General features: G+C 71.9%; 13 protein-coding genes. 7 read left to right on the top strand and 6 right to left on the bottom strand.

Annotation, left to right across the window (positions count from 1 at the left end; translation table 11 throughout):
- Positions 1 to 137 precede the first annotated feature (137 nt).
- Complete coding sequence (locus BLS25_RS15840; RefSeq protein ID WP_074696981.1) at positions 138 to 1,169, bottom strand: endonuclease/exonuclease/phosphatase family protein; 1,032 nt, start codon at positions 1,167 to 1,169, stop codon at positions 138 to 140.
- 86 nt (positions 1,170 to 1,255) lie between these two features.
- On the opposite strand from BLS25_RS15840, the gene BLS25_RS15835 reads away from it, so the two are divergent.
- Positions 1,256 to 2,116 (top strand): PHP domain-containing protein, encoded by an 861-nt coding sequence (locus BLS25_RS15835; protein WP_176786401.1) that lies wholly within the window; start codon positions 1,256 to 1,258, stop codon positions 2,114 to 2,116.
- A 252-nt stretch (positions 2,117 to 2,368) separates the two neighbouring features.
- Here BLS25_RS15835 and BLS25_RS15830 read toward each other — a convergent pair whose 3' ends face one another.
- Positions 2,369 to 3,826 (bottom strand): DEAD/DEAH box helicase, encoded by a 1,458-nt coding sequence (locus BLS25_RS15830; RefSeq protein ID WP_074696977.1) that lies wholly within the window; start codon positions 3,824 to 3,826, stop codon positions 2,369 to 2,371.
- Positions 3,827 to 3,975: 149 nt separating this feature from the next.
- Here BLS25_RS15830 and BLS25_RS15825 point away from each other — a divergent pair, with 149 nt between their 5' ends.
- Positions 3,976 to 4,692 carry a ferritin-like fold-containing protein gene (locus BLS25_RS15825; protein WP_074696975.1) on the top strand — a complete coding sequence of 239 codons (717 nt, stop codon included), beginning with the start codon at positions 3,976 to 3,978 and terminating at the stop codon, positions 4,690 to 4,692.
- A gap of 87 nt (positions 4,693 to 4,779) precedes the next feature.
- On the opposite strand, the gene BLS25_RS15820 is transcribed toward BLS25_RS15825, so the two are convergent.
- Both BLS25_RS15820 and BLS25_RS15815 read right to left on the bottom strand, forming a co-directional pair.
- On the bottom strand, positions 4,780 to 5,067 hold the full coding sequence (locus tag BLS25_RS15820; protein WP_074696973.1) for a hypothetical protein: 288 nt from the start codon (positions 5,065 to 5,067) through the stop codon (positions 4,780 to 4,782).
- 10 nt (positions 5,068 to 5,077) lie between these two features.
- Positions 5,078 to 5,302 carry a DUF3107 domain-containing protein gene (locus BLS25_RS15815; protein ID WP_056230491.1) on the bottom strand — a complete coding sequence of 75 codons (225 nt, stop codon included), beginning with the start codon at positions 5,300 to 5,302 and terminating at the stop codon, positions 5,078 to 5,080.
- 257 nt (positions 5,303 to 5,559) lie between these two features.
- Here BLS25_RS15815 and BLS25_RS15810 point away from each other — a divergent pair, with 257 nt between their 5' ends.
- Complete coding sequence (locus tag BLS25_RS15810; RefSeq protein WP_081349898.1) at positions 5,560 to 8,706, top strand: ATP-dependent helicase; 3,147 nt, start codon at positions 5,560 to 5,562, stop codon at positions 8,704 to 8,706.
- A 52-nt stretch (positions 8,707 to 8,758) separates the two neighbouring features.
- Positions 8,759 to 12,046, top strand: a complete 3,288-nt coding sequence (locus BLS25_RS15805) for an ATP-dependent DNA helicase (RefSeq protein ID WP_074696971.1) — start codon at positions 8,759 to 8,761, stop codon at positions 12,044 to 12,046.
- A 572-nt stretch (positions 12,047 to 12,618) separates the two neighbouring features.
- Here BLS25_RS15805 and BLS25_RS15800 read toward each other — a convergent pair.
- The gene (locus BLS25_RS15800; protein WP_176786400.1) at positions 12,619 to 14,115 is read right to left on the bottom strand and encodes a phosphotransferase; all 1,497 of its coding nucleotides are present in this window, start codon (positions 14,113 to 14,115) and stop codon (positions 12,619 to 12,621) included.
- A gap of 107 nt (positions 14,116 to 14,222) precedes the next feature.
- Here BLS25_RS15800 and nudC point away from each other — a divergent pair, with 107 nt between their 5' ends.
- Both nudC and BLS25_RS15790 read left to right on the top strand, forming a co-directional pair.
- Positions 14,223 to 15,140, top strand: a complete 918-nt coding sequence (gene nudC, locus BLS25_RS15795; protein ID WP_074696969.1) for an NAD(+) diphosphatase — start codon at positions 14,223 to 14,225, stop codon at positions 15,138 to 15,140.
- Positions 15,137 to 16,888 (top strand): ATP-dependent helicase, encoded by a 1,752-nt coding sequence (locus BLS25_RS15790; protein WP_056230501.1) that lies wholly within the window; start codon positions 15,137 to 15,139, stop codon positions 16,886 to 16,888. Before nudC ends, BLS25_RS15790 begins: the two co-directional genes overlap by 4 nt.
- An 851-nt stretch (positions 16,889 to 17,739) precedes the next feature.
- On the opposite strand, the gene BLS25_RS15785 is transcribed toward BLS25_RS15790, so the two are convergent.
- Positions 17,740 to 19,203: a zinc-dependent metalloprotease gene (locus BLS25_RS15785; RefSeq protein WP_081349911.1), complete on the bottom strand. Its 1,464-nt coding sequence runs from the start codon at positions 19,201 to 19,203 to the stop codon at positions 17,740 to 17,742.
- A 183-nt stretch (positions 19,204 to 19,386) separates the two neighbouring features.
- On the opposite strand from BLS25_RS15785, the gene BLS25_RS15780 reads away from it, so the two are divergent.
- Positions 19,387 to 20,508 carry a YlbL family protein gene (locus BLS25_RS15780; RefSeq protein WP_074696965.1) on the top strand — a complete coding sequence of 374 codons (1,122 nt, stop codon included), beginning with the start codon at positions 19,387 to 19,389 and terminating at the stop codon, positions 20,506 to 20,508.
- Positions 20,509 to 20,539 lie beyond the last annotated feature (31 nt).

The raw sequence follows: 20,539 nt of genomic DNA, 5'->3' as shown, positions 1-20,539 counted from the left end.
AGGGGGCGTCCATCGTTCCAGTCTCGCACCGTCGGGCGTCACGCGCACGACGACGTGCACGGCGGTGCGTCGGGCATCGAGGGGGCGCGGGGGAACAGCATCCCGTGCCTCTCCTCGACGCGCGGGAGGGGGAGCGGTCAGCCGCCGGTGCGCTCGAGCTGCACGACGATGGGGCGGTGGTCGCTTCCCGAGCCGTCCAGCGATCGCATGACGACGGACGCCGACACCGTCCAGTCGGGGGTGGCCATGACGTGGTCGATGGGTGCGCCCAGCAGGGCCGGGGCATCGGTCGGCCACGTTCCGACGCCGCCGTTGCCGCTCTCGGACGCCGCATCGTGGCACCGGCCGAGGGTGCCGCCCTCGACGCCCATACCGGTCATGTGGTCGAGCGTCGCGTTGAAGTCACCCGCGAGGATGACATTGTCGGTCGCGCACTGATCGGCCAGCCACTGCAGGTCGCTCCGCCACTGCGTCATGTACTCCTCGCGCGGGGCGACGGCGTGCGCGGCGACGATGATCGGGCCGTCGCCCGAGACGGGCATCGCGACGGCGCTCGGCACGGTCGAGGTGTTGCTCGATCCGTCGAGCGACGACTGGATGACGGAGTACTCGCCCAGCTCGGGCTTGATGAGCACGGTCGTCGAGGTGGCATCCCATCCGGTGATGCCGTACTCGCCGTACTCGGCGTGGTGCGCCCACATCGGCTGGCCCATGTCGCGCATGAGCTCGGCGACCTGCGCCCCCGTCTCGATCGTGGTCTCGGGGAGGGTCACGACGTCGGCCTGCATGCCCACGGCGAACTGCGCGATCGACTCGGCCGAGGTGGCCGAGCCCGCGGTGTTCCACGTCATGATGCGCAGGCTCGACGCGGTCTTGGCCGGCATGTCTTCGGAGCCGAGTCCGCGCTGCGCGAGCATCGAGACGTTGACGCCGCCCGCGAGGGCGAACACGAACGCCAGGACGAGGGCGAGAGCGCGGACGGGGCGGATCAGCGCGAACAGCAGCATGAGCAGTGTCGCGCCGACGAAGGCGGCCGCCAGGGGAGCCCGGAACGAGATGACCTGCGCCAGGGGGAAGGTGCGTTCGACCCCGAACGCCGAGGGCCACGTCAACACAGCGGCGCCCGCCGCGAAGGCGAGCGCGACCAGAAGACCGACCAGACGACGCACGCACCCGACCCTAGGGGAGCCGTCTGGGAGATCCACGGATGCCGGGTGGGCGCTGCCCCTGTGAAGCGGCGCGCTACGCTCGACGGGTGCAGTGTGAACGTCGATTCGAGGGTCCGAGCGACCTTCACCTGCACTCGTCGCACTCCGACGGCACCGAGCCCCCCGCGCAGGTGATGGCCGCCGCTCACCGACACGGTCTGCACACCGCCGCCCTCACCGACCACGACACCACGTCGGGTTGGGCCGAGGCCGCCGAGGCGGCGACCTCGCTGGGGATGACGTTCGTACCCGGCATGGAGCTGTCGGCGCGGCACCGGTGGCGCAGCGTCCACCTATTGGCGTACCTCGTGGATCCCGACGATGCAGCGCTGCGGGCGATGACCGACCGGATCCGGTCGTCGCGACTGGATCGCGCGCAGATCATGGCCGAGCGCATCTCGCACGATTACGACATCGCCTGGGACGACATCGTCGCCCAGACCACCGACGGCGCGACCGTGGGCCGCCCGCACATCGCCGATGCGCTCGTGGCGCGCGGCATCGTGGCGGATCGCACCGAGGCGTTCGCCGGCATCCTGCACCCCTCCGGCGACTATTACGTAGCGCTGTACGCCCCCGATCCGGTCACGGCCGTCGAGCTCGTCGTGGGTGCGGGCGGCGTGCCGATCATCGCCCACCCCGCGGGGCGATCGCTCCTGCCGGACGGAGTGCTCCAGGCCATGCTCGAGGCGGGCCTGGCGGGCTTCGAGCTCGCTCACCGCGAGAACCTCCCCGAACCCACGGCCCTCCTCGCCGTCCTCGCCGCCGAGCGCGATCTGATCGTCACCGGTTCGAGCGATTACCACGGTCTCGGCAAGCCCAACCTGCCGGGCGAGAACACCACGGCCGATGACATGGTCGCGCGGATCTTCGCCCGGGGCCGCGGGACGGCGCCGGTCTTCCCGTAGGACGCTGCGCGGCCGCCGGGCGGGCTGTGACGCTGCGCGAGGGCGCGGTGCGGGGCGCGATAAACGCTTGGTGCGACGAGAAACGCTGTCCGAGCGCGTTTCCGGGTGCAGGAAGCGTTCATCGCGAGGGCGAGGGCCGGGCGGGTCCGCCCGCGGGGCGGGCGGGGGATTCCGGATGCCGGCACCCCGGCGCCACGTGAAACGGCGCCCACCCCCGCGGAGGGGATCGGCGCCGTTCTCGGTGTTCGCGTATCAGGCCACGGGAGCCGACGGCGTTCCCGAGCTGCCGCCGCTGCGGCGACGACGGCGACGGCGCGGGGCCGCGTTGCCGTCGTGGTGCTCCTTGCCGGCGCCGTCATGCGTTCCGGCGCCGCCCTCTTCGCGGGGAGCGGCGTCACCGGCGGGGCCGGTGCCCTCGGCCGACGACGATCCACCGCGACGGCGACGACGCGGGCCGCGGGTGCCCTCGGCATCCTGGCCCTCGTTCTTCTTCTCGACCTGCTTCGGCGCGACGGCCTTCGGAGCCGTCACGAGACGACCCTTGGTGCCCTCGGGGATGTCGAGGTCGGTGTAGAGGTGGGGGCTCGACGAGTAGGTCTCGGTGGGCTCGGGCTGGCCGAACTCGAGGGCGCGGTTGATGAGCGCCCACTTGTGCAGGTCGTCCCAGTCGACGAACGTGACCGCGATGCCGGTCTTGCCTGCGCGGCCGGTGCGGCCCGCGCGGTGCAGGTAGGTCTTCTCGTCGTCGGGGATCGTGTGGTTGATCACGTGGGTGACGTCGTTGACGTCGATGCCGCGGGCGGCGACGTCGGTGGCGATCAGGACGTCCTTCTTGCCGGCCTTGAACGCGGCCATCGAGCGCTCGCGCGCTTCCTGGCTCATGTCGCCGTGGACGGCGGCGGCGTTGAAGCCGCGGTCGCCGAGCTCGTCGACGAGCTTCTGGGCGGCGCGCTTGGTGCGGGTGAAGATGACGGCCTTTTCGCGACCCTCGGCCTGGAGGATGCGGGCGATGACCTCGTCCTTGTCCAGTGAGTGCGCGCGGTAGACGAGGTGCTTGATGTTCGCCTGCGTGAGGCCCTCATCGGGGTCGTTCGCGCGCATGTGAATCGGGTTCGACATGAAGCGGCGGGCGAGCGCGACGATCGGTCCGGGCATCGTGGCCGAGAACAGCTGCGTGTGACGCACCGGCGGCACCTTCGAGAAGATCTTCTCGATGTCGGCGAGGAAGCCGAGGTCGAGCATCTTGTCGGCCTCGTCGAGGACGACCTCGGTCGCGTTCGACAGGTCGAGCAAGCGCTGGTTGGCGAGGTCGATGAGGCGACCGGGCGTTCCGACGACGATCTGCGCGCCGGCCTTGAGCTGGTCGATCTGGCCCTCGTACGCCTTGCCGCCGTAGATGGCGACGACGCTGGTGGGGCGGTTCGAGGTCAGCATGTCCATGTCTTCGTAGACCTGCACCGCGAGCTCGCGCGTCGGGACGACGATGAGCGCCTTGACGCCCGGCTCGGGGTTCAGGCCGAGACGCTGGACGACGGGGATGCCGAAGCCGAAGGTCTTTCCGGTACCCGTCTTGGCCTGGCCGATGATGTCCTGGCCGGGGAGGCCGAGGGGGATCGTCTGCTCCTGGATGGGGAAGGCATCGACGATGCCCTTCGATGCGAGGGCATCGACGATGTCCTGATCGATGCCGAGCTCGGCGAATGTCGTCATGAGCGTGCCTGTTCCGGCGGCGAGAGACCGCCTGGGGGAGTCGTATCCACGCCTCACTCGTCCACAGGCGCGGGGCCCCGATCCGACGCCGGGGCTGTTCCACTCTACCCGGCGTGTCTCGCGGGCCCCCGACGCCTAGGCTGTGGTCTGTGTTCGAGTGGTTCCGTCGTCGTCAGCGCCCGGTGGGCCGCACGCTGCAGTTGCGTTCGCGCGGAGACCTCGGCGAGGCCATGCGGGTCGATTTCGCGGAGCTCGCTCCCGAGGTCGAGACCTTCCTGGGTCAGGCCGCCTATCTGCAGCTCGGTTTCTTCGAGACGCTGAGCGAGCTCATCGCCCTGACTCCCGAGCTGGCCGAGAAGGAGTCGCTGTCTCGCGCAGCGGGCGCGGCCCTCATCAAGCACCAGGAGCTCGTCGCCCTGATCCGCGAACGCGGGGCCGATCCGACGCAGCTCATGCTGCCGTTCCGCGAGTCGCTCGATGCCTTCCGCCGCAACACGCACGGCGTCCGCCCGCAGGAGACGATGCTCACGGTCCACATCACCGCCGGTCTTCTCGACGATTTCTACCTGGCACTGTCGTCGAGTTACGGCGACACCGGCCGCCGGGTCGCGCGCGTCCTGCAGGCCGACGACGACCGTCAGGCGATCGTCGACATCCTGGGCGCGACGATCGAGAGCGACGAGGAGTGGCGCTGGCTGCTCGCGCTGTGGGGCCGCCGACTGGTCGGTGACACCCTGCTGGTCGCGCGCGCCGCGCTCCGCCACGGTCACCTCGATCGCGACGAAGAGGCCAAGGTCGAGCCCGTGTTCAGCGAACTGATGGGTGCGCACGCACGCCGAATGGATGCCATGGGGCTCGCCGCGTAACGACGGTCACCGCCTGCGGCGTGCACCTTTTCGCGGGGATGCCACGGGCTTCGTCGGGCGCCGGGGAGCCGGCATCCGGTGCTGCCGTCAGACGCCCAGGCGCGCGCGATCGGCTTCGTCGCGGGCGACGCGCGACCGCGTGAGCAGCGACACGAGCGCGAACGTCGTGACGGCCGGGGCCAGGACGGCGACGATCCAGAGGATCGGCGAGTCGACGCCGAGGCCCATCCACGTCAGCGCCGTCCACACGATCGCCGCCGCGGCGGCCCCCGCCAGAGGGGCGAGGACGACGCCGCGGAGGTGACGGTGCGGAAGCGCGAAGTGCACGGCGAGGCCGATGACCGCGCCGATGATCAGTCCGAGCAGGATCTGCACGGCTCGAGTGTCAGGCGACGAAGCCGACGCGACGCGACTCTTCGGTGCCCAGTTCGACGAACGCGAGGTTGGCGGTCGGAACGAGGTAGGAGTTGCCCTTCACGTCGGTGAAGGTGACGTGGCTGGCGGAGTTGTCGAGGGCGGCGGCGACGGCCGACTTGACGGCGTCCGAGCTCTCGTTCGTCTCGAAGTTCAGCTCGCGGCCGGTGTTGGTGATTCCGATGCGGATCTCCACGATGCGTCCTTTCCCCGCGGGCCGCGGTCGGCCCGGCGCGTGATTCGACTCTAGGGCAGGCTCCCGACACCGCAGCCCGCGGGAGGGGCCGCTTCGCGGACGGCGAACGCGCGTGGCTGTACCGGGAGATCTCGCCGGGTCGCAGCGTCCCTTGGGGGCGGGGCGGGGCGCGCGCCCGGGGGTGTCTGCGGGGTGCGAACCGGTGCGGTCGCGGCGTCGCACACGGCGATGTCGGAGGTCGCGATTAGCGTGGAGACATGCAGATCCCGGATGCCGTCGCCCTCGACGCATCTCCCGCCCGGGGAGGTGCTCTCGACGCCGAGCAGCGCGTCGTCATCGACTGGCCCGCTGCCGCGAGCGGCGTCGTCGTGGGGGCCCCGGGCTCGGGCAAGACGACCACCCTTCTGGCGCGCGTGCGCGAGCTCGTGGCATCCGGGGTCGATCCCGACGAGATCCTCGTGCTCACGCCGACGCGGCCCGCGGCGACGGCGCTGCGCGACCCCCTCGCCCTCGCGGTGGGGCGAGCCACGTCCGGCGCTCTGGCGCGGTCGGTGGCGTCGTTCGCCTTCCAACTCGTGCGGGCGGCCGAAGTGCGTCGTGGCCTCGAACCGCCGCAGCTGCTCACGGGCGGCGACGAAGACCAGATCATCCGCGACCTGCTCGAGGGCGACGCGCTCGACGAGCTCGAGGGGCTGTCGCGCTGGCCCGCGTGGCTCGGGCCGGTGATCCGCGCCACGCGGGGTTTTCGCGGCGATCTGCGCGCGTTCCTCGCGGAATGCACCGACCTGGGCGTCGTCTCCGACGATCTCGTCCATCTCGCCGAGCGGTTCGACCTGCCGGTGTGGGCTTCACTGGCGTCGTTCGCCGACGAGTACCGGGCGGTGCGCTCCGAGATGCGCGGCGCGCACCGCGACGCGGCCGATCTCGCGCGCGAGGCCGTCGCCGTCCTCGACGAGGCGCGCGTCGAGCGCGGGCTGCTCGGACGCTTCTCCGCGTTGCGCTGCATCCTCGTCGACGATGCGCAAGAGCTGACAGCCGGCGGCATCGACCTGCTGCGCGCGTGCCGCGGCCTGGGGATCGGCGTGGTCGCGTTCGGCGATCCCGACGTCGGGTCGGGAGCGTTCCGCGGCGCGACCCCCGAGAACTTCGCGCGTCTCGCCCGCGAATTGGGCACGACCGCCGCTCTCGGCGAGCCGCATCGGGGAACGCCCGAACAGATCGACCTCGTTCGTCGCGTCGTGACGCGGATCGGTGCGGCCGGGGTCGTCGCTCACCGACGCGCCCCCTCGGGCGCGGTGCCGCAGGGGTCGGTGCGCACGTACCTCCTCCGGTCTCCGGCCGAAGAGGCCGATGCCATCGCCCGTCTGCTGCGGGAACGGCACGTCCTCGACGGCGTGCCCTGGGGCTCGTGCGCCGTGATCGCGCACGATTCACGGCAGGTCGCGACCCTCGAGGCCGAGTTGGCCGCGCGAGAGGTGCCCGCTCGGGCGAGCGGGCCCGGGCTCGCCCTCGGTGTCCAGCGACCGGTCCGCGACCTCGTGGGTCTTGTCGAGCTCGGCATGAAAGACCCCGACGACTGGGCTCCCGACGAGGTGGTCGACGCTCTGCTCGGGACGTTCGGGGGTCTCGATCCCATCGAGCTCCGTCGGCTGCGCACGGCGCTTCGCCACGACGAGCTCGGCGCCGGGGGAGCACGCACGGCGACCGAGCTGCTCGTCTCCGGCGTGCGCTTCCCTCTCGAACTCGAGACCGTCGACACGCGCGAGGCACGTCGCGCCGCACGCCTGGGCGAGACCCTGGCCGCCCTCCGGGCGCAGGCCCTCTCCCGCGCGACACCCCACGAACTGCTGTGGACCGCGTGGGAGCGCAGCGGACTCTCCCGGTCGTGGCGCGAGGCCGTCCGTGGGCACGGGCCGATCGCCGAACAGGCCGACCGCGACCTCGACGCCGTCGTCGCGCTCTTCCAGGCGGCGAAGCGCTACACCGAACGCGAACCCGACGGCGAGGCCTCGGTCTTCCTGCGGGCCGTCCTCGACAGCGACGTCGCCGAAGACCGCATCGAGCAGCCCGCCGTCGTCGACACGGTCCGCGTGCTCACCCCCGCGGCTGCGGCCGGCACGGCGTTCGACACCGTCATCATCGCGGGGGTGCAAGACGGGGTGTGGCCCAACACCCGCCTGCGCGGTGGCCTGCTCGAGACCTGGCGTCTGGCCGACGCGGTGCAGAACCCCGACCTCCCCGCCGCGGGCATGCTCGACCGCCGTCGCGCGGCCATGCACGACGAGCTCAGGCTGTTCGTCCGCGCCCTGAGCCGGGCCGGTTCGCTTCTCGTCGTCACCGCCGTCGACGACGACGACACCGGGCCCAGCGTGCTGTTCGAGATGCTCCCGGCGCCCGAGCCGGCGGCATCCATTCCCGAACATCCGCTGTCGTTGCGGGGCCTCGTCGCTCGGCACCGGCGTTCGCTGACCGTGCCGCGGGTTCCCGCGACCGAGCGCGCCCACGCGGCGGGCCAGCTCGCGCTCCTCGCAACAGCCGGGGTCGCCGGTGCAGCGCCCGAGGAGTGGTACGGCGTGGCCGCACCGACCTCGTCGGCACCCCTGCGCGACCTGACGCGCGAAGACGTCCGCGTCTCGCCGTCGCGCCTGCACGCTCTCGAAGAATGCGAGCTCGACTGGGTCATCGCCGACCTCGGCGGCGACCGGGGCGGGACGACGGCCGGCATCGGCACGATCATCCACGCGGCGCTCGAGACGGCGGCGTCGTCGTCTGAAGACGACCTCTGGGCCGTGGTCGACGAGCGCTGGGGCGAGCTGGCCTTCGACGCCGTGTGGCGCGAGCGGGCCGAACGCACGCGTGCGCGCGAACTGATTCGTCGTCTGGCCGCGTACCTGCGTCGGTTCGATGACGCGGGCGGGCGCTTGATCGGCGCCGAGCGGCACTTCGAGGTGCCGATCCCCATCGCGGATGCCGGCGAGCACGGCGCCGTGCTGAGCGGCGACATCGATCGGGTCGAGGTGACACCCGCAGGAGAGGTCGTGATCGTCGACCTCAAGACCGGCAAGAGCGAGCCCCAGACCGACGCCAAGGTCGCCGACAACCCTCAGCTCGCGGCGTACCAGCTGGCGTTCTCGTCGGGCGCGATCGAGCAGGTCGCGGGGCTGCCCTCGGGTGGGGCGAAGCTGCTCGTTCTGCGTCCGACCGCGGCCAAGAAGGACTACGCCGAACCGACGCAGAAGCCGTTCGACGACGCGCAGCGCGCGCAGTTCGTCGAGCGGGTGCAGCGCGCGGTCGGGGTGATGCGCGGCACGAGCTTCGCCGCCCCGTACGAAGTCCACTGCCGAGACGAATTCTCGTACGGCCTGTGCCGCATCCACACGGTCTCGGCGGTGAGTGCGTCATGACCGTTGTTCTCCCGGTCCTCGGGGGCACCCGCCGACGCTCGAGGAGGACGCCGTGAGCGCTGTGCTCTCTGCCGCGACGATCGCCGCGGCCCTCGGGCAGTTCCCGCCGACCGTCGAGCAGACCGCCGTCATCGAAGCCCCCCTCGCCCCCGCCCTCGTCGTCGCGGGCGCCGGCAGCGGCAAGACCGAGACCATGGCCGGACGCGTCGTCTGGCTCGTGGCGAACGGACTGGTCCGGCGCGACGAGGTGCTCGGGCTGACGTTCACGCGAAAGGCGGCCGGAGAGCTGGCCGAGCGTATCCAGCGCCGTTTGCAGCGTCTGTCGGAGTTCGAGACACGGGGCCTGCTGCCCGCGCTGCCCGCTCTTCACGAGGCCGGCCGGCTGTCGGTGTTCGCCGACGTCGCTCGACTCGAGGGGGCGAAAGCCGACGCGGCTCGGCGGGACGTCCTCGATGCTCTCGCCGCCGAGGTCGGGGCGGCCGACGCCGGTCTCGACGAGGGCGACCAACTCCTGCACCGGCCCACCGTGTCGACCTACAACAGCTTCGCCGACTCGATCGTGCGCGAGCACGGGCTGCGCATCGGTCGTGATTCCGAGGCGGCCGTGATGTCGGAATCGGCGGCATGGTTGCTCATGCGAAGGGTCGTCTTCGCCTCCGACGACCCCCGCCTCGAGGAGCGTCAAGAATCCCCGCGCACGCTGATCGACGCGGCACTGCGCATCGCCCGCGACGGCGTCGACAACCTCGTCGACCTCGAGAAGCTCGCCGCCTTCCCCGACGAGTTCGGTCGCATCGTCGAGCGCCCGTCGACCTCGGCCCGCGTCGGCGTCTACAAAGACGTGGCCGACGCCGCGACCCGGGTGTCGGCGTTGTCGCTGCTCGCGCGGCTCGCCGCCGATTACGACCGCGAGAAAGCGCGGCTGGGTGTCATGGACTTCGCCGATCAGGTGGCGGGTGCCCTGCGAATCGCCCAGGAGCACCCCGCGGTCGTCGAAGAACTGCGCGCGCGCTATCGCGTCGTGCTGCTCGACGAGTACCAGGACACCTCGGTCGTTCAGACCGACCTGCTGGCGACCCTGTTCGGCGGGACCGGCGTCATGGCCGTCGGCGACCCGCACCAGGCCATCTACGCCTGGCGCGGCGCCAGTGCCGGAAACCTCGGCGGCTTCCCCGACGCCTTCGCCCCCGCGGGCGGATGTCAGCGCTTCGCCCTCCTGACGAGCTGGCGCAACAGCGCGCGCGTGCTCGACGCCGCCAACGCCGTGCTGGCGCCGCTCGCCTCGCGGGCGGCCGTCGCGGTCGAAGAGCTCCGCTCGCGGCCGGGGGCTCCCGACGGGGTGGTCGAGATCGCGTTCGAGAACGACCTCGACGCAGAGGCCGACCGCGTCGCGTCGTGGTTCGTCGGCGTCCGCGCGGCTCGTGCCGCAGAGGGACGCGGCACCACGGGAGCGGTGCTGTTCCGCAGCAAGAAGCACATGGTGCGCTTCGGCGATGCGCTCGGGCGGCGTGGCATCCCTCATCGCATCCTCGGGCTGGGCGGCCTGCTGACCACTCCCGAGGTCGTCGACGTCGTGTCGGTCCTGCGGGTCATCAGCGACCCCGAGGCGGGGTCCGCGCTGATCCGCCTGTTGTCCGGCCCGCGCTGGGCCGTCGGTCTCGCGGATCTCCGCGCTCTCGCGCAGCTCGCCCGCCGCCTGGCCACCCACGACGTCGCCCTGCAGCCGCTCGCGCCCGAGACCGTGGACCGTCTGCGCTCGACTCCCGGAGCCGATCGGGCGTCGCTCGTCGACGCCCTCGACTTCGTCACGCGCCAGACCGACGGTCACGGCTGGCTCACCGACATCACCCCCGAGGGACGCGCGCGCCTCCGCGAGGCGGGGGCGGTGTTCGCCGCGCTGAGGCGCAGCGTCGGTGCTCCCATTCCCGAACTCATTCGGCTGATCGAGGCCGAGCTCCGTCTCGACATCGAGCTCGCGGCCAACGAAGCCCGCGGCCCGGCGCGCATCGCCTCGGCGCAGCTGCGCGCTTTCGTCGACGAGATCCGCGGGTTCCTCGCCGCAGACGAGTCCGGTTCGGTGCCGAGCCTGCTCGCCTGGCTCGACCACGCCGAACAGGCCGACGAATTCGCGCCCCGCACCGAGCCGCCCGAAGACGACGTGGTGCAGCTCCTCACGATCCACGGCTCGAAGGGCCTCGAATGGGATGCCGTGGCAGTCGTGCGTCTCGTGACCGACGAGCTGCCCTCACTGCCCCGCGACACGAAGGGGTGGCTGGGATTCGGCATCCTGCCGTCGGAGTTCCGGGGCGATTCTGCCTGGCTCCCGGTGTTCGGGTGGCGCGGGGCCGAGACGCAGCAGGACCTCAAAGCGGCGATCGACGCGTTCGTGGCCGACAACCGGGCGCGTCAGCTCGATGAGGACCGGCGTCTCGCCTACGTGGCATTCACACGCGCCAGGGATCACCTCATGCTGTCGGGGTCGAGCTGGTCGGGCACGAAGCGCCCGCGGAGACCCAGCATCTTCCTCGACGAGGCGGCCGAGGCGCTCGGCGTCGAGCTGACCGTCGATGAGGCGGGGGAGGACCCCTACGACGGCGAGAGGCGCCTGCTGCAGTGGCCGCTCGACCCGCTCGGCGCGCGGCGCACAGCGATCTCGGGCGCGGTGAGCGCCGTCACCGCGGCGCGCGCGGCGCCTCCGGCCGACCCCGACGACGACCTCGAACTGCTGCTCGCCGAACGCGCCGACCGCTTCCGGCCCGTGCACACGCCGGCTCCGACGCGTATCCCGGCGTCGCGGTTCAAGGATTTCGTCGCCGACTATGGGCGGGCGGTCGACGACCTGAGGCGCCCCATGCCGGAGCGCCCGTACCGGCAGACGCGTCTGGGTACCCTTTTCCACGCCTGGGTCGAGCAGCGCTCCGGGTTGGTCGGCGCGGGGGTCGGGCTCGACGACGACGGCCTGTGGGACGACGACGAGCACGGAGCGTCTGCGGCGGATGCGGTGGAACTCGAGCGATTGCGCGCCTGCTTCGAGCGCTCGGAATGGGCGGGGTTGCGGCCCCTCGAGGTCGAAACCGAGATCGACTTCGTCACGACCCGCCTCGACGGTCGCGAGCACGTCGTCATCTGCAAGCTGGATGCCGTGTACCGCCGCGGCGAGAGGTACGAGATCGTCGACTGGAAGACGGGTCGCCCGCCCACCAGCGAGCCCGAGCGTCGCTCGCGCATGCTGCAGCTCGAGCTCTACCGCGAGGCGTACCACGCGAAACACGGCATCGACCTCGACCTGATCGATGTGGCCCTGTTCTACGTCGGCGACGAGCTGGTGCTGCGGGGCTGACCCGGGCGCGGTCGCTTGCGCAGCGCGGTGACCACCTGATGACGGGTACGGGGTGATGTTGAGGTCGCGGAAGTACGCGCCTCAGGCCGGTCGCAGGGCGGTCTCCTTGACCTGAAACGCGCCATTTGCGGCGCGATTTGCGGTGTTGGCGCGCCCCTTGGATTTCCGTGGCGAGGTTCGCTGACCCGGGGCGGTCATCACGGATTTGGGGCGCGATTTTCCGATTGGGGCGTGAAATTGACGCCCCAAACGCCCAAAACCCGCCCCAAACCGCTGGCAACGCCGGGCCCAGTCCCCAAACCGCAGGCAACACCGGGCCTCGCCCCGAGCGGCGGAGCCCCGAGCGCAGTCGGTGTCAGCTGGATTTCTGCGGCGTGGTTCGCTGTGCCGGGGCGGTCATCGTAGGTTTGGGGCGCTATTTTCCGTTTGGGGCGCGAAATTCACGCCCCAAACGTTCAAACTCGCCCCAAACCGCAGGCAACGCCGGGCCCCGCCCCAATCGGCGCGGCCGCGAGCGCGGTCGGTGTCACCCCCGACGCAGGAGATCACCCCCCGCGAACCGGAGAAACCCGTCAGGCCCCGTCGCCGGAGACGCCCCAGCGGCGAAGTGCGGCGCGGCTCGCGCGAGCGGCATCTTCTTCGTCGTCGATGTGCGCGGCGTCACCCTCGGCGGGATGCTGATCCTCGGATGCGTCGCCGCCGAACGTGTTCTCGTCGCGGACGGCGGGCCCGGCCGGGTCGGCGGACACCGCGGCGCGCGACCAGAGCGAGGTCGCGTCGGTGTCTCCGCTGAGTGCGGGCCCCTGAGTGCGGTCGTCCTTCGGCTCCCGGGCGTCACCTTCGGACCACCCGTCGAGGTCGAGCGGTTCGGTCGCGCCGGGCTCGACGCTGTCGGGGACGGGCAGCCGGTCGACGTGGATCGCTCCGCTGTCGGCATCCGATTCCTTCGCGTTCGCGAGGGCTTCGGCGAGGGCCTCGGCAGCCGTGGCGCGATCGCGCTCGGCGGAAAGGTACAGCGAGAGGGCTTCGGGGTCGTAGGCGTCGGTCTGCATCGAGGTGTCGACCGCGGCCGGGGCGGAGACCGGGGGGACGCTCTCGACGAGGGCCATCGCGTCGTCGATGTCGCTGCGCGAGTCGGGCACGATGTGGTCGCCGCGCACGCCGTCGGCCAGGGCGTCGAGCAGGGCGACGGCGTCGGCGACGACGTCGGTCTCGCCGGCGTCGTGGCCGTGCACGAGCCACCGGGCGAACTCGAGCTCGGCGTACAGCCGGGCGCGCTCGCGCAGAAGGGGATCGGGGGAGCGGTCGCCCGCGGCGGCGTATCCGGCGTGCACGTCGTCGGCGGCCAGGGGAGCGGATGCCAACCAGCGCAGGTCCACGGCCGGGTCGCCGACACTGAGCCCGGCCCAGTCGAGGATGCCGACCACGTGGGGGATCTCGTCCTCGTCGTCGGCGAGGAGGATGGAGGAGCTGGTCGCTCCGCCCAGGACGACCGCCGATTCGAAGCGCCACAGGTCGTCGACGTCGAGCGCGCGGCGCCAGCGCAGCATGAGGTCGTCGCTGACGCGTCCGGTCGCATCGGCGCGGTCGAGGAGTCGCTTGACGTCGTCGCGCACCTGCTCGGGGGAGCGCACGGGGAGTCCGTCGGTACGGACGATCGACACGGGGAGTGCGTGCACGGCGGCCAGGGCTCCGCCGATGGCGGGTGCGTAGCCGGGGCCCTTGGGCAGGTGCGCGGGGTCGATGCGGTAGCCGTCGATGCGGTCGACGATGAGCACGCGCTGCGTTCCGGAGCCGCTTTCTCCGATCACTTCGGGCACGGCGAAGGGGAGGAGGGCGCGGACGCCCGCCGTGAGCGCGTGCAGGGCGCGCGATTCGGCGGCGAGGTCGGGGGCCGCCTCTGCGCCAGCCGGCATGCGGATGACGACCTCGCGCCCGTCGGCGGTGCGCGCGAGAGCGGCATCGAAGCGACCTGCGGCGTTCTCGGTCAGGGTGCTGACGTTCGAGAAGGCTGCACCGGGCAGGGCCGTTGTCGCCGACGCGGCTAAAATGAGGGGCGAGCGTGCCATGCCCCCAGGGTAGGTCGGGCCTTCCTTCACCGGCCCGCGCCACGCCCTTGACCGAGGAGGTCGGTCGTCCGACCGCCGCTTGCCGCCCGCCGTCAGAGAGGTGTTCGATGCCGCGTCCCGCGTCTTCGTCGTCCGAGGTCCGTCCCCCGTTGACCGTGGATCGCGCGGGTGGTGAGCGTGACGACGAAACCTTGCTGGGCCGCCTCCGCGCGGAGCCGGGCACGCGTGTGCTCGCGATCCGTCGAGACGCCGCGCCCCTCCGCGACGGCCGCCTCGCACTCGTGTCGACCACGGAGGTGGACGACGACGTCGTGACCGAGTGGGCATTCCTCGGACGCACTCCCGACCGCACCGCGGTCGTTCTGGCGGCGTTGAGCGATGGCGCGCCCGGCGAGATCGTTCCGGATGCCGAGTGGTCCCCGCTCCGCGCCGCCGGTGGCGACCTGCCCGCCGGCGAAGCCGAACTGCTGACCACCGCCGTCGCTCTGGCGGGGTGGCTGCGCGATGCCGCCTTCTGCCCGGCGTGCGGCTCGGCGACCGAACTGCGCCACGCCGGCTGGTCGCGCCACTGTCCCGTGTGCGGGCGCGAGCACTTTCCGCGCACTGATCCCGCGGTGATCGTGCTCGTGACTTCCGCCACCAGTGACGACCGCATCCTGCTCGGTGCCAACGCCGCCTGGGGCGGGGACCGGTATTCGTGTTTCGCCGGCTTCGCCGAGGCGGGGGAGTCGCTCGAAGACGCCGTGGCCCGCGAGGTGGGCGAGGAGGCCGGGGTGCGCTTGCGTGACATCGCGTACCGCGGTTCGCAGGCGTGGCCGTATCCGCGGTCGCTGATGCTCGGCTTCCGCGCGGTGGTCGTGGACGACGCCGAGGCGCAGGCCGACGGCGACGAGATCGTCGAGGTGCGCTGGTTCGACCGTGACGAGATCGGGGCGGCGCTGCGGGGCGAGGGCTCGGCGATGCTTCCGGGACGGGCGTCCATCGCCCGGCGGCTCATCGACGACTGGTATCGAGGCGTCGCGTGACCTCGCCGCTCGAGGGGCTCGACGAGTACCAGCTCGAGGCCGCCCGCGCGCTGCGCGGTCCGGTGTGCGTGCTCGCGGGGGCGGGTACCGGTAAGACGCGCGTGATCACGCGTCGCATCGCCCACGGCGTCGACACCGGCGCGTACTCCCCGCAGCGCGTGATGGCGGTGACCTTCACGGCCAAGGCCGCGGGAGAGATGCGCGGGCGTCTGCGCGCTCTCGGCGTCTCGGGGGTGTCGGCCCGCACGTTCCACGCGGCGGCCCTGGCGCAGGTCAACTTCTTCTGGCCGACGCTCGCCGGCGACCAGGCTCCGTCGATCATCGACAACAAGGTCCGCATGCTCGCGCACGCGGCCGACGGTGTGGGACTCGCTCCCGACACGGCGACCCTTCGCGATGTGGCCTCGGCGATCGAGTGGCGCAAGGTGACCCTGCGGTCGATCGAGCAGTACGCGGCGGACCGCCCCGACGGCGTCGGCCGCCTCGGTGTGGATCAGGTCGTCGCGTTGCAGCGGGCGTACGAGAAGCTCAAGGACGAGCGTCGTCAGATGGACTTCGAGGATGTCCTGCTGACGTGCGCCGGCATGATCGAGGCCGAACCGCGCGTCGCCGCGGCGGTGCGCGAGCAGTACCGGCACTTCACGGTGGATGAGTACCAGGACGTCTCTCCGCTGCAGAACCGGCTGCTCGAGCTGTGGCTCGGGGATCGTCGGGACCTGTGCGTGGTGGGCGACGCGAGCCAGACGGTCTATTCCTTCACGGGCGCCGATGCGCGGTACCTGCTCGATTTCGAGCGCACCCACGATGACGCGCGCGTCGTGCGTCTCGAGCGCAACTACCGCTCCACCGCTCCCGTGCTCGCCGTCGCGAACGACCTCATGCGGGGCCGGGCCGGCGCCCTCGAGCTGAAGGCCGCGAGCGACGACGAGACGCCGACCCCGACGGTCCGCGCCTTCGACGACGACGAAGACGAGGCCGCCGCCGTGGCTCGCTCGATCCGCGACTCGCTCTCGCGCGGCGTCGATCCGCACGACATCGCCGTGCTGTACCGCTCGCACGCCCAGTCGGCGGCGCTGCTCTCTGCTCTGGCGAAGGTGGGTGTCGCAGCGTCCGTGCTGGGTGGGCGCAAGTTCTTCGACCTGCCCGAGGTGCGTCAGGCGCTCATGGCTCTGCGGGCGGCGTCCGTGGCGCCGCTCGAGACGGGCTTCCTTCCGACGGTGCGCGATGTGCTGCGCAGCGTCGGGCTCACCGACGACCCGCCCGAGGCGGGCGGTGCTCTGCGCGAGGCGTGGGAGGCGCGGGCGGCTCTGCTGCGGCTGGCCGAGGAGGCCCCCGCGGGTACGGATCTGCGCGCTTTCACCGACGACCTGCAGGCGCGCGCCCGCGATCAGCACGAGCCGACCACCCGCACGGTGACGCTGGCGACGCTGCACGCGGCGAAGGGTCTGGAGTGGGATCACGTGTACCTCGTGGGAGTCAGCGAAGGGCTCCTGCCGATCTCGTACGCGAAGACGTTCGAGGCGGTCGACGAGGAGCGACGCCTCGCGTACGTGGGCGTCACGCGGGCCGCGCGAACGCTGTCGGTGAGCTGGGCGCGGGGCCGAGGTCGGGGTGAGCGGTCTCCGTCGCGATTCCTTCGGGAGATCGGCAGTGGCAGTCTGCGCTCGGCTGATGCAGCGTCCAGGCCCGCCGGAACGAGTCGCCGCGCAAGTGCAACGACCTCGTCGTCCGCCCGATCGGAGCGGTGAGCAAGAACCGCGCCGCCCGACCGGCCTCGGCGGCGAGGGCCACGTCGACCTCGGGTCGGGGTCTGCCGATCAGCTGGGCGGCCACCGTGGCCCAGTCCGGGTCGTGGCGGCGCTGATCGGCGTCGAGGCAGGCCAGGCACGCGGTTCGTCCCGGCGCCACGACGGGGCCGATGCGGGCGCCTGACCCGTCGAGGACGAGGGGCACGTGGGTCACGTCGTCGCGGACGAGCGGCCCCGCCCGTCGCGGGTCGACCCGGTGAGCGGCCAGCAGAACGACCTGCGTTCCGGGGGCGACGTCTTCGGTCGCCGGTCCTGCCCAGGGAACGACCCGCGTGCGGGCGGGCAATGCCGCCAGCACGGCGCGAGTCGCCCGCGCCGGCAGATCGTCGTCGACGTGAAGGGCGAGGGGTGGATGCCGCGTCCTCCGCGCCAACGCCGGCGCGACCGCCGCGAGGAAGGCGTCGGCCTCGCCGTCCCCGGCCCCGTGCACGCGGGCGAGGCCTCGCACAGCGGCCGAGTTCGTCCCCTCGGCCAGGGCCGCGACGACGACGTCGACCCACGAGCCGGTGAACGGCGAGACGGCCACCGCGGGGGCACCGAATTGGACGCTCCCGTCGGCGCGCCAGAGCGGGGGAGCGGCGGAATCGAGTCGGATCATCGCCCGATCATCGCGTCGCTCGAGATCCCGGATGCCGTTGTCCCCAGGGCGAAAACGGCGAAACGCCCGTGGGGAGGAACGTCGTCCTCCCCACGGGCGTCAGCTCGAAGCCGGCTCGGCGCTCACAACAGCGCCCGGCCCGCGTCACAACGGGTCCGCCGCGTACAACGGCCATCCGCGCCCCGGGCCCGCGTCACACCGGGCGCTGGTCTCCCGGAGCCGCTCCATCGTCATCGCCGCGGTCGCGTCCGGCGTCACCCGCCGCGTCACCCGCCGCGTCGCCCGCGCTCCCGGCATCCGGTCTCCCGGCATCCGGGCCCGCAGTGCCGGGCGTCCCGGCATCCGGGCTCTCGCTCTCGGCGTCGCGTCGTCCGCCGTCGGCTTCCTCGGCGAGCAGCTGCGCGAGCGCGTCGTCCATCGCGTCGGAGGGGGCCGCTTCTCCGCGCGAGGCGGCCGTCAGGCGCGCGATGAGTGCCGCGGGGTCGTCGATGTCCTCCGACGACGGCATGAGGTCGGGGTAGTCCCACAGCCCGTCGCGACCGTCGACGCCGACCGCGTCGGTGACGGCGCGCCACATGGCCGCGGCCTCGCGCATGCGGCGGGGGCGCAGCTCGAGGCCGACCAGGGCGCCGAGCGCCTGCTCGGCGGGCCCGCCCACCGCGCGGCGGCGGCGCACGGCCTCGGCGATGCGTCCGGCCGAGGGCAGCCGCGAGGTGGCGTCCTCGGTGACGACGTCGACCCAGCCTTCGATCGTGGCGAGCAGGTTCTCGAGGCGCGTGAGCGCCGCGGTCTGCTCTTCGGAGCGCTCGGGCAGCAGCGCGCCGCTCTCGAGGGCGCCGCGCAGTTCTTCGGGCTGCGTCGGGTCGAAGCGCGAGGCGAGGTCTTCGAGGGCGGCGGTGTCGACGTGGATGCCGCGGGCGAAGTCGCGCACCTGCGAGATGACGTGCAGGCGCAGCCACCGGGCGTGACGGAACAGGCGCGCGTGAGCGAGTTCGCGGGTCGCGAGGTAGAGGGCCAGCTGATCCTCGGGGATCTCGAGGTCGCGACCGAAGTCGGCGAAGTTCTGCGGCAGGATCGCGGCGTCACCGTCGGGCATGACGGGGATGCCGACGTCTCCGCCACCGACGACCTCTGTCGACAGGCGGCCGACGACCTGGCCGAGTTGGGTGGCGAAGAGCGACCCGCCGACGGTGCGCATGAGGCGACCGGCTCCGGCGATCATCTCCTGCATGTCGTCGGGGGCCTGCTGTCCGAGGGCCGCGGTGAGCGCGTCGGCGATGCTGGTCGCGACGGGCTCGGCGAGCTCCTGCCAGACGGGCAGGGTCGCGCTCACCCAGGCGCCGCGGGTGACGGCGCGCGGGGGACGGGGGAGGTCGCTGATCGAGGTGGCCTCTCCCAGCCACAGCGCCGCGAGGGTGAACGCCTGGTCGATGTCGGTGCGCTGACCGGTGGTCACGCCCAGGCCGTCCTGGTTGGCGATGTGCAGGGCCTGGCGCTCGGCCAGGCTCCAGTCGACGCCGTCGTTGGTGCCGGCGAAGGCGCCCTGCAGCTGCGCCATGACCGCCTGCAGCATCGCGGGATCGATCTGCATGCCCGACAGCCGCGAGAGCTGTTCGGGGTCGATCCCGCTGACATCGCCTGACATGAGACGGCGCATGAGTTCTTGGAACTCGTCCTCGGGGCTCCGGTCGCCGCCGGGGTTGTCGTCTGCCACTTCAGCCGCCTTTCAGCCAGGTCTGGGGGAACGAGTCCTACGCTAGTCGCACGCTTCCCCGCATCTGTCGGCCCGGCCTCTCGCCGCTTACGCCGCGCGCGAACGACCCGGCAAAGGATTGAGACCGTGACCCTGTTCGATGAGAACGTCTCCGTCGTGCCCGCCCCTCGACAGCGGTGGAGGCGCGGCACCGTCGTCGGCGTCTGGTCGCTCACGATCGCCGTCATCGTGCTGTTCGTGATGACGTTCCTGCCCTCGGCGTACGTCATCCAGCAGCCCGGCCCCGTCTACAACACGCTCGGGACCACCGCGTCGGCCGACGGTCAGCAGGTGCCCCTGATCACCGTGCCCGACGAGAAGGACTCCACCAGTACCGGTCAGCTCGACCTGCTGACCGTCCAGGTGAGCGGCAACCGCGAGCACACTCCGTCGTGGATCGAGTTGGCCTCGGCCTGGTTCGACAGCTCGCGCGCCGTCGTCCCGATCGACCGCATCTTCCCCGCGGGGCAGAGCACCGAGCAGCGCAACACCGAGAACGCCGCCCTCATGACCGACTCGCAGCTCGAGGCGAGCGCCGCGGCCCTCCGGCAGCTCGGGTACGACGTCCCGCAGGAGATCGCCGTCGGCACGATCGACGACTCCGGGGCCGCGAAGGGCCTGCTGCAGCAGAACGACGTCATCACCTCCGTCGACGGGGCGGCGGTTTCGAAGATCGACGACGTTCGCGCCGCCGTGCAGAAGGCCGCCGGAGCCCCGGTCACCGTCGGGTACGAGCGCGATGGCACGGCATCCACCGTCCAGGTCACGCCGCGGCAGACCGATGTGAACGGTCAGACGCAGTACCTGTTGGGCGTCGGACTGATGATGACGTTCGACCTCCCCGTCGACGTGAAGATCCAGCTGAACGATGTGGGCGGCCCGAGCGCCGGCATGATGTTCGCGCTCGGCATCATCGACAAGATGTCGCCCGGCGACCTGACCGGTGGCCAGCACATCGCCGGCACCGGCACGATCGACGCCGACGGCAATGTGGGCCCGATCGGCGGCATCCGTCAGAAGCTCTACGGAGCTCGGGATGCCGGGGCCACCTGGTTCCTCGCCCCTGAGGCGAACTGCGACGAGGTCGTGGGGCACGTGCCCGACGGCATCCGGGTGTTCTCGACGTCGACGCTGAAGCAGTCGCTCACCGTGCTCGAGACCATCCGCGACGGGGGCGATCTCGACGCCCTGCCGACGTGTACTTCGTGATCGTCCTTTCACGGCGAACCCCAGGCGGGGC

Source organism: Microbacterium testaceum StLB037 (assembly GCF_900104345.1).
In the GTDB taxonomy this organism is placed as follows: Bacteria; Actinomycetota; Actinomycetes; order Actinomycetales; family Microbacteriaceae; genus Microbacterium; species Microbacterium testaceum_A.
This window is presented reverse-complemented; position numbering and strand designations above follow the sequence as displayed.

Excerpts from the sequence above, each read along its gene's own strand:
- BLS25_RS15800 (WP_176786400.1), bottom strand. The coding sequence starts at position 14,115 with ATGGCACGCTCGCCCCTCATTTTAGCCGCGTCGGCGACAACGGCCCTG.
- BLS25_RS15830 (WP_074696977.1), bottom strand. The coding sequence starts at position 3,826 with ATGACGACATTCGCCGAGCTCGGCATCGATCAGGACATCGTCGATGCC.
- BLS25_RS15810 (WP_081349898.1), top strand. The coding sequence starts at position 5,560 with ATGCAGATCCCGGATGCCGTCGCCCTCGACGCATCTCCCGCCCGGGGA.
- BLS25_RS15785 (WP_081349911.1), bottom strand. The coding sequence starts at position 19,203 with ATGCGCCGTCTCATGTCAGGCGATGTCAGCGGGATCGACCCCGAACAG.
- nudC (WP_074696969.1), top strand. The coding sequence starts at position 14,223 with ATGCCGCGTCCCGCGTCTTCGTCGTCCGAGGTCCGTCCCCCGTTGACC.